Consider the following 13,045-nt stretch of genomic DNA (forward strand, 5'->3'; position numbering starts at 1 on the left):
AAGTGAGCGTCTGGCAATCCCATTAACGCACGGCCAAGCGCCTCCTCGATCGGAGTTTCGCGTACAACATGCTGTCCTCGGCAAGGCTGCTTCAACGCCAGAAGCAATCTATGGTGGCATCGCCTCAGCTCATTGAGTCGATTCGCCTGTTGCAACTGGCTCGCGCCGAACTGCATCAATTTGTGGAGCAGGAACTCGAGAAAAATCCGCTTTTGGAGCCAGCTTCAAACGACGGTGAGGCTCTTGGCGACGTGCCGATTTCGGCAGATCAGTCCACCGGCGCACGCGAAAAAGACACGGATAGGCCGACGAGCGGGGCGGCCGCCGAGCGACTGGGGGAATGGAAATCGCTGCGCAACACGACGAATACCCCTGCGGATAGTCGCCCTGCCCTGGACGAGTTTGCCGCCTGCACCGAAACCTTGCACGACCGCGTCGCTGGTCAGATCGCGCTCACTGCATTCACACCACAGGAGCGGCTGATTGCCGGCGAGCTCGCAGCCCATCTGGAAGATACGGGCTATCTTCGGGTGGACCTTGTGGAACTGGCCGGCAAACTGGACGCCCGCGAGACGGATGTGGAACGGGTTCTCGCAACCTTGCAGCAGTTTGATCCACCTGGAATTTTTGCTCGTACTCTCAGCGAATGTCTCGAGATCCAGTTGCGTCAGCGAGACCGGTTCGACCCGGCGATGGCCGCCTTGGTTGCGAACCTTGAGATGGTTGCCAGACGCGATTTTCAGGCGTTGAAGCAGCATTGCTGCGTCGATGAAGAAGACCTTCTCGAGATGTTGCATGAAATCCGTGCGCTCGATCCCAAGCCTGGCAACCGATTCCAATCCGGAGCGCCCGAATCCATCATACCCGACGTCTGGGTCACGCCCTCACCCGGAGGTGGATGGCAGATCGAACTTGATCCGGACGCATTGCCCAAAGTTTTGATCAACCAAACCTATTTCGCAGAAGTTTCGCGACACACCGTCCAGAATTCGAAAGATCAAGCGTTTCTGAACGAATGTCTGCAAAACGCGAATTGGTTAATCCGCAGCCTGGATCAGCGGGCCAAGACGATTCTTAAGGTTGCGACTGAAATCGTGCGCCAACAGGATGCCTTTTTCCAACATGGCGTGGCCCATCTGCGGCCTCTCAATCTCAGGACTGTCGCTGAGGCGATCAACGTGCATGAATCGACGGTGAGCCGGGTGACCTCGAACAAGTATATGCTTACCCCACGCGGGGTGTTCGAACTGAAGTATTTTTTCACCGTCGCGATTGCCTCCTGCCAGGGCGGCGACGCGCACTCCGCCGAAGCTGTCCGCCATCGGATCAAAGCGATAATTGCTCAAGAATCGCCCGGTGACGTGCTTTCCGACGACGAGATCGCCGTCCGGCTGAAGGAAACCGGCATCAATGTTGCGCGCCGCACCGTCACAAAATATCGCGAGGCGATGAACATCCCCTCCTCCGTGGGACGGCGCCGGGAAAAGCGGCTATGGCTCATTGGCGATCAAGATTGAAGCAGGCGTCTGGCCCTTTCTCGGCTTCTATTAGCCGCCCTCGAAGGATTATGCGGTCACGGCGCCGGCCGGGGTGTCGTCGCGACGCTCGGCGGCAAGGTGGGATAGGTGACCTTCGGCTGGTCCCCGGTGAGCGCCTGTAGGAAAGCGGTGATCTTGTCGACTTCCTCAGGGCTCAGCTGCGTACCAAGCTGGGTCGTGCCCATCACCGCCACGGCTTGCTCTAGATCCCATGCATGGCCGCTGTGAAAGTAGGGGGCGGTGAGTGCAACGTTCCTCAAGGTAGGGACCTTGAAGACATAGTCGTCATCCACCTTCCGTGTCACCTCGACGCGTCCCTTGTCGTCAGGCGGCAGGAACTCCCAGCCGGGCTTTTCGACCACCCCAAAAGGAGCGTACATGCTCCCACCGAGGTTGATGCCGTTGTGGCAAGACGAGCATCCTTTGTCGGTGAAAAGCCTGAGCCCCTCCTTCTGTTCAGTGGTGAGCGCGTTTTCGTTACCCTCGAGATACCTGTCGAAGGGTGCGTTAGGCGTGATCAGCGTCGCCTCGAACACGGCGATGGCTCTCGCGATGTTGTCATATCTGAGGGGATCGATTTCATCAGGGAAGGCTTTGCCGAACGCCTCAACGTACCCAGGAATGCCCTTGAGCTCTTCGACGGCGTGCCCGGGAGTGGTCCCCATCTCCGTTGGGTTGGAGATCGGGCCGCCGGCCTGCTCCGTCAGATCCGCTCCCCGTCCGTCCCAAAACTGAGCGATGTTGAACACCGCGTTGAATACAGTTGGCGCATTGCGGCCGCCGCGCTGCCAGTTATGGCCAATAGAGGTGGAGCGGCCATCGCCGCCAGCACGGCCGATTTGATGGCAGGTGTTGCAGCTGATGTTGTGTGCTTGCGAGAGCCGCGGTTCGAAAATAGAGCATCTTGCCCAACTCGAGCTTCTCTAAGGTCGCCGGATTGCCGTCCAGGTCTGCAGCACGCTTGGGAATGGGGCTAAACAGCGATCTCGCAACATCCAGCAGGTTGTCCTGCCCCATGGCCGTGGAGGCAAGCAGGCAGCCTGTGAGTGCAGCACATACAAACGCCAATCCCGCCGCCAAGCGGAAGACGGAGACAATAAATGTCTTAACCAAGCCCATCGACGTAAGTACCCACTATTGCTTTGATGAAGCTTTCTAGGGATTCAAGCGAACTACCGCAGCGCCCGGACCGCGTCTTCGCAACTAGAGTTGGAAGTCATTCCTGAATTGCATGAATGCCCAAGACGGGGACTTTCGGGGCGAAGCCCTCGCGCCCCTTAAGGCGAATCTGAGGCTGACCAAAGATTGAGTCTCTTTCCGGTCGTATCATCCTTTTTCTCCATTTGGGTTTTGCGAGCGGACCCGTCGCGTTCTTGCCCGCGGCGATCACATCGAATGGAAAACAACAAGGATCATGCCATTTCAGGCCAACCGAGATTTTTCTCAAACTTGCAGCGGTTACGCTCGAAGAGCCTGTCTCGGTCGAGCTACAGTTGTCGCCAATCCGACAAAATCGACAGCGGAAAAGTCGGGAGTTTGTGCGGCGACCGCTCCTAATCACGGCGGGCGCGGGTGTTTATTCATCAGCCGCGTCGAACTCTAAGTCTGCCGCCTGGGGCTGCGGAGTTATCTGTACACTCGGTTATGACGTCGATGGCGGCGAGGACCGGAGTCGCTGCCGCAATACCGCCTCGGCTTCGTCTTCAAAGCCCTCCCCGGCAATTTTATCTGGACTTCGCCTGCGAAATCGAGCGGTCTTCAAGGCCGCGCAGACCTTCCAAGGAACCCCGGCGATAGAGTTCGCGTCTCAGTCGAGCCTAGCGATCTGGCCGCGCAGCTCAAGCAGCCAGGCAGCCGCTGTGACGCGATCGGCCGCGATTGCACAGGACCAGCCGGCTATCACTTGGCCGTAGCAGGACTTGCTACGAAAGGATTGCCGGCGTCCTTGTCGCCTCCGAGTTTGCTTCGGCTGTGCGCAGGGGCTATGTCGGATTTGAAGGCCTTACAGGTTTGGCCGGTCAATTCCACCCTATGGCGCATCGACCTGGGGGAGGCATTGCGCCCACTACCGAGATTTGCGTGCCGCCGACTTCCTTTCGGGATTGCTGACAGCCTTGTGGCCGAGACCGCTCGACTTCGCCAGCGCCGACCGTTGGGCCGCATAGTTCGGCGCCACCATGGGGTAGTCGGACTTCAATCCCCATTTCTCGCGATATTCGTTGGGCGTCAGGCCGTAGTGGACGTTGAGATGACGCTTAAGCGATTTGAATTTCTTGCCGTCCTCTAGGCAGATGATGTGGTCGGGAAACACCGACCGCTTCGGATTAACCGCAGGCGCTTGGGCTGGCTTCTCTGGCTCGACCGCCTGCCCAAGATTCGACAATGACGAATTCACGCTTGCGATAAGCTCTGGCAGTGACGCGGGGGGAACGGCGTTTTTGCTGACATAGGCAGATACAATATCTGCCGTAAGTTCAATCAACAGGCCTCGGCTATTTGCGGTGTCCTCGTGCATTCAATTACTCCTATTCCGTGACAACACGGGGAACTCTTTTACCGGCTTTGTCGGGGAAGGCCAGCATGATCTGCCTATGTCGGCGTTAGTCCACCACTTCTGGCTATCGCAGCAGAAGATTCATTGAAGGCTTGAATGATCCGATAAAACTGCATTTGCAGCAGCCGACCAGTTTGGCAATTCCTGCTGGGCTGAGACCGTCGGCAAGCAGTACCATGATAATCCCTGTCAAGCCGCTGTTTGCCACCTTATAGGTGTTACGTTGTTCGATTTCCGTCGCGCCCGCGTTCCGTGATAAACCGCAACCTCAATTTGAACGACCATGCCAACGACGGTGAGCACGAAATGAACCATATCGGCCCTCGTTAAAAGATGAGGATCGAGCACCGCGACAAACGCGCCATTCTGATGTGCTTATGCGCAGTGAATGGCTCACCATCGCGCGTTCAACAAAAAGGGCTGGGCCGTCGTCAAGCAACTACACGAATGCTTTGCACCTCCAGACCTTTCTTGCCCTGCGCGCACTCGATAAAGACCTTTTGTCCCTCCACGAGCTCGCTCACTCCACAGCGGGCCAACGTTGAGGCGTGGACGAATACGTCCTTTCCGCCGGCTTCAGGAGCAATGAAGCCAAAGCCTTTCTCGGCGTTATACCATTTGACGGTGCCGGCGCTTTCCGGCGCGGATGTCGAAGTGTTGGCCGTCTCCCGTGCAATCTCCAGAACTTGCGCGACCTGATGGCCTTTTCGCGTCTCCTCCAAGGTGACCTTGAGCCGCGCTCCCTCTGGGACACTGCTCCTTCCAACCGCTTCCAATGCCCGAATATGCAGGTAGGCGTCCCTTCCGTCCGAGACTCTGACGAAGCCAAAACCTTTGCTTGCGTTGAACCACTTGACCTCTGCGTCTACCGGCTTTGCCGTCGCAGGTGACGTTTGATGAAAGAAGCTTGGGACGAGGTCCTCTTCTGGAAAAGGAAACGGGCCGTCGTCATCTCGACGCCGACGGGGCTTGCGGTAATCCTTGTATCTGCTCATGTCATCTCAGGGGAAGGAAATGGTGCTGGCCACCAAAAAGGTTGGCACGGATGGGCGGTCGCTTGGGGCTTCGGTCGCAAGTGTCAGCTCTTCAAAAGCGCCATCCATCTTTGATCAGCGACAAGCTAGAATTGTCAGCCGGACAGCAGGGCGCGGTTCAATCAACCAGACTCCGCAGAGGGCTCTCACTTGCTTTGGGCCTCGCTTTCTAACCACTGGATATCCTTCTTTGCAATATCGTTGCGAATGCGTCGCCACGGCGCTTCTATTCCGGGACCGATCCGCCATGGTTGAGACGCGTTCCGCTCGATTATTGGGAGTTGCCGCTCTTCACGATCTCGCCCTGATCGAGCGTAGGTATTTTTCGGGATGCCCGCGCCCCCCTAGCTCGTCTGTGGACTTCGGTATCGAGAAAGACATGTCTCGTGAGGAGGGCCAACCGGCCGCGGAGCATGTGTCTTCGACATTAACGCATGCCTACGAAATGATGGTAATGCCGGCGCGCAGGCCGAAAGCTCGGATCTCGAGCAACAGGTCCGCGTCGGCGCCGACCTCGATGCTGTCGTGAACCTGGAAATCTCCTTCGCTGACACGATCCTCGAACAGTATTACGCATCGGTCCGGGTCGCACTGTCGAGATGTCCAAAGCAGGCCGTCAACGTCCGCTCTGGCGCCGTGAATCGCTTGAGCCCAAAGAACAGTCTGACCGTAGGTCGATTTCGGCGTCTCGATGAGATCGCCGCGGCTTATGCCCCACACCTTGAGATCCGGCGCGAACAGGCCGGCCAGGAGCAGATCGCGCTTCGGCGCAATGCGGCTTACGCTGCGCGATTCGATGACGTCGAGGCGGACTGTCTTGAAGACGGCAGTGGGCTCGATGTCGTGAAAGATCGACTCGAAAGCCGCTGCCTCCCGCGATGTCGCCGCGTAGAGCGTCGGTACGCATGCGCCTGCGGAGTCTTGAAAAGGAGCGAATCGCGTCGGCTGACCCATGCATGGGTTGAACTGCGCCGGCCGGAAACTGGAGCCGTGCGTGCGATGGAGGACCGTGCCTTTCGTGACGTTTTGGGTGTTAATGCTCGGAAAGGAAGAAGGCGGCGGGCGTACGCTTGAAACGCTCACCCAACCACCTCTTCGCCCTCTCGTTCAGCGGCTGCGATGATTGACTGCGGATCGTCGAGCATATCGGCGGGTGCCTTGTTGGCCAGCCAGCCATTCGTCGACATGAACCAGAAGGCACGTTGCCACGCAGACAGCCGGGGAGGGAGTGCCCCGAGCGCCTTCTTGATCGTCGGGTGCGGCCGTCCCTCGCGGAACTGGAAAGCCGGGAAATACTCCTTGCCTCGGTGCTGGACCGAGAAGATGTTGCCGGCCTTTTTCCAGCGCGCTGCGGTCGCATAGAGGTTCTTGGTCTTCAGCCCCGCCTGCGCTCCGATCTCGGCGCTCGTGAGCTGAGGAACCTCCGAGACGAATCGATCACGGAGCTCGAGGTTGTCCGAGGCCAATGCTCCGCGCGCGTCGGCGAGTTCATCGGGCAGGAGGACCTCCGCGAGCTTGCTGATCGCCGACTCGAGGCGTGTTTCGTCAAGCGTGGCACTCACGCGGACGACTATTTCAAGGAAGGAGCGCACCGCGCTTCGGCGTCCTTGGTCTAGGTCGGGCTTGAGTTGAAGGACGACGGAGTGCCCCAGGGCGATGTCGGCGGCCGCGGCAGCGAGATCCACGAATCCTGTCGAGGTCGCAGTTGCTGGCGCCGCCACCGCCGGCACTGTTTCTTGAAGCGCGCGACGGATCGCCCCGACAAGAAGCTCGCGATCGACGGTGCGGCTAGGGCGCTCCTGCGCCCTAGCGCCGCCCGACGTGCGCCGTCCGCCGATCGGCGCATGCGGTCGGTCGACCATGAGGAAAGATGAGAAGAGAGCGTCGGGCATGACATCACGTGAGATTGCGTATGAGCACACTCATATCACGTATGTCACGCGACGTCCAATGCAAGAGTGTGCCGCGACTGCCTCTTGTCAAACGCATGAGAGAGATTACCGAGGGGATGTCGGGGCCTACCCTGATGGCACTCGCTATCCTATGGTCCCGTCGCATCGCGACATACAGATCGCGCACCAATCTGGACGGACAATCAATTGGCAGAGCTGCGTGAACCGCATGTGCAAAAACAGCTCGGCTATGCCTCAGCCGAAATGACGCGAAAGTATCAGCGGCGGCGCGACCAACTAACCAAGGCGTCCGGGCTGTAGAAAAAGCCCCTCCCCTGCTCAGTGCGATGCACCATGAAGTTCTTTGGTCGTCTCCTTCTCGGACGACAGGGCTCGCAACACGGCCTCGGGCTCTTTCTTCATGATGCGAAGCAAGGTGCGCGCAGCGCCACTCGGCTGCCTTTTCCCCTGCTCCCATTTCTTGTAGCCGGATGGGCTGGTCCCCAGCACGGTTGCCATCTCGTCCTGTGTAAGATCGAGCTTCTTGCGGATTGCTTTTGCGTCCACAACGCCAACGTCCACGCTGTGGACCTTGATGCCGGGAACGTCCTTGCCTTGCGCGTGAGCCAAAGCTTCCGACATCGCCTGGATCAGATCGGCGCCGAACTTCGTCATCTCGCTCATGTCCTGCTCCTTGTTAGCTGCCTTGATCGCTTTGGCGAATGCCGCGACCGCCTTGGCTTCGTCGGGCTCTAGATCGACTTTCTCGTTCTTTCCGTACGCCAACAGCGCGTAGATCGGCGCGTCATCGCTGTACCAATAATAGATGACGCGTGCCGCGCCGCGCTTGCCCTTGCCTTTGGCGCCGAACCGCACCTTTCGCACACCGCCGGTTCCGGGAATCTCATCACCAACCTTCGGATTGGCGGCCAGAAAGTCGATCAGTTCCTTTCGCTCATCCTCACTGAACAGCTCAGCTGCCTGCTTGATGAACAATGGTGTCTCGGCAACTGTCTGGATGCAGTCATATAACCCAATGGGTTACTACATGGGAGCGGAAAGGATGAAAGTCAATGTCTGACTGCCGCCGACGTATCGATCGCGCGCGCCATCCGGTCCCATTTCCGGCGTGACCGTGCGGAGTGATCGGAACACGGCTTGCTGCGCGCCTCCGTTGTGCGGTATCCAGCTCTTTATCCTTGCAATCTTAAAACGCGACTTTTAATTTGCATGGATGATAGGCCGCCGTGTGCTACCTCAAGTTCGTCAGGCGCTTGCCCGTCAAGCTGCTGTGGCCCTCATCGGCCCACGCCAGGTCGGCAAGACAACGCTCGCCTTGCAGATTGGTGAAGACCTGGATGCGCTCTATCTCGATCTGGAGTCCCGCGAGGACAGGAACAAGTTGTCGGATCCAGCACTGTTCCTGCGCGCCTACGAGGACCGTCTGGTCATCCTGGACGAGATCCATCGAATGCCAGAGTTGTTCCAGGAGCTTCGAGGGTTGATCGACGCCGGACGCCGGCGCGGACGCCGCACCGGTCGTTTCCTGCTTCTGGGATCAGCCTCGATGGATCTGCTGCGTCAATCGGGCGAAAGCCTGGCCGGCCGCATCGAATATGTCGAGATGACACCGCTGGACGCGCTCGAGATCGCTTCTGAAAAGCTGTCGGTTGAAAGTCTCTGGCTGCGTGGCGGGTTCCCGGACAGTTTTCTTGCACATTCGGAAGCCAACAGCTTCGCGTATCGACGCAATTTCATCCGCACTTATCTCGAGCGCGACGTGCCGCAATTCGGCCCGCGGATTCCGGCGCAAACCCTCGAACGGCTGTGGACCATGCTTGCCCACAATCAGGCGGGCCTGCTGAATGCGTCACGCCTGGCGGCCAACCTTTCGGTCAGCGCGCCGACCATTTCGTCCTATGTTGATCTGCTTGTGGACCTGCTGTTGATCCGTCGGCTGCCGCCGTTGCACGCCAATACGGGCAAACGCCTCGTCAAAACACCGAAAGTGTACGTCCGCGACAGCGGGCTCGTACATGCCCTGCTTGGCATAGAGACGGCCGACAGCCTCGCCGGCCACCCGGTCGTCGGCGCGAGTTGGGAAGGCTTCGTTCTGGAGAATCTTGTATCGGTGGCGCCCGAAGGGACCCTCGCAAGCTTCTTCCGCACCGCGGCCGGAGCCGAGATCGATCTTGTCCTCCAGCTTCCAGCCAATCGCGGCGTCTGGGCAATCGAAATAAAACGCAGCCTGTCTCCTTCGCTGGGAAAGGGTCTGCATATGGCCTTGGAAGATGTTCAGCCCGACCGCACTTTCGTCGTGTACGCCGGAACCGAGTCCTATCCGATGGCCCCGAAAATAGAAGCTGTCGGGCTCACACAACTGGCATCGCTGCTAGGCGAACAGTCATAGTCGTATATCAGCAAGGCCTCAGACGAACCGGCTGAAAGGTCGAACAGGCCGGCCGAGCGGCCATTCTGGGTCAAGGACCTGATCGACCGCACGCTCTCCGTTCCGAGCTCATTGCCAATGGCGGCATCGGCGATCCAGCCCGGGACATCATCACCAGCCCTTTTTCTTCATGCTGTCGCGCAGCGCGTCGCTGATATCCAGCGAGCTGCCCCACGGCACCCGCCGCGCTCCTGCGCTGCTGAGGATTCCTCCGCACCTTTTCCGGCAGCAGCCTTCTCCAGCGCCCCGACTCTGGCGTTGAGCAACGCGGTGACCATGGGCCACACAGAGAATTTCTGCGCCCGCGCTTTTTCCGTGAGATCCCGCAGATAGCCGCCACAACTGCGGATGCGTTCGGCCCGTTGCAGGATCGCAGCCAGGGTAATCGACGCATTCTGTGAACCCATGACCTCCGCCGCCTCCTGCCAGGCGCCTGGGCTGACCCCAATAGTCGGCCGCGCCCTGTCCGCAACGGCTGCAAGTCCCGCCAAGTCCGGATTTGCGCCCCCTTCGTGTAATTTGCGATGGGCAGGCGCCCAGCACCAACGGCACGTCCCGTTGTGGCAGGCTGCGCACGTTGTCGTCATGCTCGGCGTCGCGGCCGGCTCCTTGTGGAGACAGGCCGTCCTTAGGTCTGTGATTCTATGGGGTGCTAATGTCTCTAAGAGACTAGATGTGACCCGATAGTGCTAGGACGCAGACTCATAACTTTTCAACCAGATGCGCACTGAAGCGAGTTTGATGGCAGCGAGGAAGTTTTGCGGGTCGCGGTCATACCGGGTCGCTATGCCTCTGAAATGCTTGAGCTTGTTGAAGTATCGCTCGACGAGATTGCGCTGCCTGTAGATCCATGCGCTGAAGGGAAAACTGCCGGTTCGGTTCTTCTTCGGCGGGATGTTCGCCCACGCTTTTCGCTCCGCCACGAGCGTGCGGATAGCATCGCTGTCGTAAGCGCGGTCGGCGAGCAGGATTGCATCGGGTTGGAGGGCGTCGAGCATGGCGGCGGCGGGTTTGCCGTCATGTGCCTGTCCGGCCGTCAGGACGAGGTCGATCGGCCGGCCTTCGGCATCGACGAGCGCGTGGATCTTGGTCGTGAGGCCGCCGCGGGAACGTCCCATGCAACCATCGTCAGCGCCCCCTTTTTTGCCGTGGCAGCGTGCTGGTGAACGCGGACACAAGAGGAGTCGATCATGATGATCTCGCCGTCGAAAGCCTTGGAAACCGCCGCCAGCAGCCGATCCCAGACCCCGGCTTTGCGCCATCGCACGAACCGGTTGTAGCAGGTGGTGTAGGGGCCATAGCGTTCCGGCACATCGGCCCAGGGCGATCCGGTCCGGAACCGCCACAGGATGCCATTCAAAACCTTGCGGTCGTCAACCCGGGCAACACCGCGAACCTTGTTGGGCAGACGCGGGTGGATGATGCTCCATTCGAAGTCGCTCAGTTCGTAACGACGCATTCAAGCCTCCAAAAGAAGCCTTGAATCAGAACTCGTCACAAAGCGGTAGTTAGTTTATGAGTTTGCGGCCTAGGAACAGGTCATGCGCCCGTTCGTTTGGTTAGTCAAATATGATCGCCCCTGCTTCCGAAACAAGAAGATCTCGACCCGAGTCGAATCGACCATCGCTCACCGCGATCATGCGATGAAGGTCCCCTCCTCCCGTGTAACGTCGCCGGGAAAAGTGCCTACGGCTCGATGGCGATCAAGGTTGGCTGCCTCATAACACTGACGAAAGCGGCTCTTAATCCAATGCAAATCCATTTTTGATTCGTGCAAGGCGATTTTCACCTTCCTCCGGACCGAAGCAGCCTGCGAGATCATTGCATTCCCGGCAACTGGGCGCGGTGCATAGCGAAAACCCTTCGGCCTCACAGAGCTTGCGGTAAAAGTACTTCTTCCATTTCATGTTTTGGGTGTTGCCGGCCGCCAGCGTCGGAAAATGCATGGCAAGCAGGCGGCTGAGCTCGGTGCGATTGAAAAGGCCAAGGTCCTGCCAGAGATGGTCATTGCGCATGGCGCGCCGGGCGATGATCTTGGCAAACCGGGCGCTTGCCGGGTCGCCCGGCAGGGCATGGGCCAGGAGCAGCTCGCGCAAAAGTTCTTCCTCCGGGTCCGGCTCGGGCTCGCCCATCTCTTCCAGGGCGAAGGCCTTGAAGGGGAAAGTGGGGAAGCTGCTGGCCAGGACATCGCGCAGCTCGGCGCGCGAAAGACCGGTTGCCTCCGTCGCCGTCGCCTCGCCGGCCTCGACTTCCTCGAGTGCACACGAAAGCACGCAGGCAAGCACATGCTGATCAAACTCCAGCTTGAACCGCGGCGATTGGCCGGCGCAGAGGCAGCCACAGTGGTGGGCGATGTTTTGTCCCATCAACCGCCCTGATGAGCGAGCGACTTGTTCACCGCCGGGATGATCTTGTCTCCCCAGAGCTCGATCTGGCGCAGCATCGTCTTTTGGTCGAAATCCCCCAACTGGGTCTGAATTGCGATCTGGTTGGGTTTTAAGATATCGATCTCTTCCAACAGGCGATCGACCACTCGATTCACGCTGCCGATCGGCAGGTTCCGGCGCATCGTCGCGAATGACAAATCTTGCTGCGTTGGCGTTTCTTTTAGCAGATAGCCGTCCAGGCTCTGCTGGCGACGCTGATGCAGTGCTTCAGACAGCCGGCGCTGGAAGCGGGCGTTGTCGAGATAGCTATTGATCTCTGCCTCGTCGTCGCTGGCATAGCAGCAACGTAGCAAAGATATCTTGGCGTCCGTGACATTCTTGCCTTCGGCAGCCGCGGCCTTCTCGATGGCTTCGCGCAGGACGCGCAAAGTTTCTAATCCGTTATGGAATGCCGTCACAAAAAGATTGTGTCCCTCACGATAGGCCCGGCCCAGGCGGGCCGTCCCGGCGGCGATCCAGATCGGCGGGGTCGGCTTCTGGACGGTGCGCACCGAAATCGCCGTGGGGGGTATGTTCTCATACTGACCGTCGTGCTCGAAGATGTTCTGGTTGAGGCCCTTTTGAAGGATGTCCAAGTATTCCGAAAAGACCGCTGGCGCCTCATCGATATTGACGCCGAAGCGCTCGAACTCGAATTGCTGGTATCCCGAGCCGACGCCAAGCTCGAGGCGGCCATTCGCAACAATGTCGGCGAAGCCGATCTCGGAAAGCAGGCGCTGCGGTTGATAGAGCGGCAGCACGCACACGGCAGTGCCAAGGCGAATGGTACTCGTGACCCCGGCGCAGTGCGCCACCATCATCAAGGGCGAGGGAATGAGGCTATAATTGTTGAAGTGATGCTCCGCGAACCACGCGGTATCGAAGCCGGCCTGCTCCGAAACGACGGCCTGTTCGATGGAGTTGCGGATAACGCTCTCGCACGATTGGTGATATCCGCGCTGGGCGGCCAGGATAAAGGTTGCGAATTCCATGGTGTTTCCCTGTTTACAGAACGGAGCTAGCCATCGGGAGATGTTCTGGGTGCGCGCGAGGCGCCTTGGCCGCGGCCTCGATCTCGCCCTTGGCGGCGGCGTGGTCAGGCCGCAAGCCGTTCGGCGGTTGCAGGCGCACCGAGCGGTTGCAACTGCTTCG

General features: G+C 59.2%; 12 protein-coding genes and 1 pseudogene. 3 read left to right on the forward strand and 10 right to left on the reverse strand.

The window, feature by feature from the left end:
• The first annotated feature begins 68 nt into the window (after window positions 1-68).
• The gene (gene rpoN, locus RFM68_RS29475) at window positions 69-1,517 is read left to right on the forward strand and encodes an RNA polymerase factor sigma-54 (protein WP_320236506.1); all 1,449 of its coding nucleotides are present in this window, start codon (window positions 69-71) and stop codon (window positions 1,515-1,517) included.
• Between the two features lie 56 nt (window positions 1,518-1,573).
• On the opposite strand, the gene RFM68_RS29480 is transcribed toward rpoN, so the two are convergent.
• From RFM68_RS29480 to RFM68_RS29500, 5 genes are all read right to left on the reverse strand, one after another.
• Window positions 1,574-2,434 carry a cytochrome-c peroxidase gene (locus tag RFM68_RS29480; protein WP_320236534.1) on the reverse strand — a complete coding sequence of 287 codons (861 nt, stop codon included), beginning with the start codon at window positions 2,432-2,434 and terminating at the stop codon, window positions 1,574-1,576.
• A gap of 1,169 nt (window positions 2,435-3,603) precedes the next feature.
• Entirely contained in the window at window positions 3,604-4,053 is a 450-nt protein-coding gene (locus RFM68_RS29485; RefSeq protein ID WP_320215370.1) for a Ros/MucR family transcriptional regulator, read from the reverse strand.
• 470 nt (window positions 4,054-4,523) lie between these two features.
• The gene (locus RFM68_RS29490) at window positions 4,524-5,087 is read right to left on the reverse strand and encodes a cold-shock protein (RefSeq protein WP_320236507.1); all 564 of its coding nucleotides are present in this window, start codon (window positions 5,085-5,087) and stop codon (window positions 4,524-4,526) included.
• Between the two features lie 477 nt (window positions 5,088-5,564).
• Entirely contained in the window at window positions 5,565-6,209 is a 645-nt protein-coding gene (locus tag RFM68_RS29495; RefSeq protein WP_320236508.1) for an RES family NAD+ phosphorylase, read from the reverse strand.
• Window positions 6,206-7,018 (reverse strand): hypothetical protein, encoded by an 813-nt coding sequence (locus RFM68_RS29500; RefSeq protein WP_320236509.1) that lies wholly within the window; start codon window positions 7,016-7,018, stop codon window positions 6,206-6,208. Before RFM68_RS29500 ends, RFM68_RS29495 begins: the two co-directional genes overlap by 4 nt.
• Before the next feature lie 210 nt (window positions 7,019-7,228).
• Between RFM68_RS29500 and RFM68_RS29505 the strand changes: the two are divergent.
• Window positions 7,229-7,339, forward strand: a pseudogene (locus RFM68_RS29505) (integrase); the annotation flags it as partial.
• Between the two features lie 18 nt (window positions 7,340-7,357).
• On the opposite strand, the gene RFM68_RS29510 reads toward RFM68_RS29505, so the two are convergent.
• On the reverse strand, window positions 7,358-8,014 hold the full coding sequence (locus tag RFM68_RS29510; RefSeq protein ID WP_320223326.1) for a helix-turn-helix domain-containing protein: 657 nt from the start codon (window positions 8,012-8,014) through the stop codon (window positions 7,358-7,360).
• Window positions 8,015-8,309: 295 nt separating this feature from the next.
• On the opposite strand from RFM68_RS29510, the gene RFM68_RS29515 reads away from it, so the two are divergent.
• On the forward strand, window positions 8,310-9,428 hold the full coding sequence (locus tag RFM68_RS29515) for an ATP-binding protein (protein ID WP_320215374.1): 1,119 nt from the start codon (window positions 8,310-8,312) through the stop codon (window positions 9,426-9,428).
• Window positions 9,429-9,595: 167 nt separating this feature from the next.
• Here RFM68_RS29515 and repC read toward each other — a convergent pair whose 3' ends face one another.
• The 4 genes from repC to RFM68_RS29535 all read right to left on the reverse strand — a co-directional run bounded on the left by repC (window position 9,596) and on the right by RFM68_RS29535 (window position 12,885).
• A complete protein-coding gene (gene repC, locus RFM68_RS29520) occupies window positions 9,596-10,054 on the reverse strand; it encodes a replication initiation protein RepC (protein ID WP_320215375.1) in 459 nt (152 codons plus the stop codon).
• Between the two features lie 102 nt (window positions 10,055-10,156).
• Window positions 10,157-10,926, reverse strand: a protein-coding gene (locus RFM68_RS29525) for an IS5 family transposase (protein WP_320236510.1) whose coding sequence is annotated in 2 segments (ribosomal slippage) — window positions 10,157-10,603 and window positions 10,606-10,926 — 768 coding nt in all. Because the reading frame shifts where the segments join, the coding sequence is not laid out codon by codon here.
• Between the two features lie 283 nt (window positions 10,927-11,209).
• Window positions 11,210-11,833 carry a nitrogen fixation protein NifQ gene (locus tag RFM68_RS29530; protein WP_320236511.1) on the reverse strand — a complete coding sequence of 208 codons (624 nt, stop codon included), beginning with the start codon at window positions 11,831-11,833 and terminating at the stop codon, window positions 11,210-11,212.
• On the reverse strand, window positions 11,833-12,885 hold the full coding sequence (locus tag RFM68_RS29535) for an LLM class flavin-dependent oxidoreductase (protein ID WP_320223329.1): 1,053 nt from the start codon (window positions 12,883-12,885) through the stop codon (window positions 11,833-11,835). Before RFM68_RS29535 ends, RFM68_RS29530 begins: the two co-directional genes overlap by 1 nt.
• Window positions 12,886-13,045 lie beyond the last annotated feature (160 nt).

The sequence above is a fragment of the Mesorhizobium montanum genome (assembly GCF_033977145.1).
GTDB lineage: Bacteria > Pseudomonadota > Alphaproteobacteria > Rhizobiales > Rhizobiaceae > Mesorhizobium > Mesorhizobium montanum.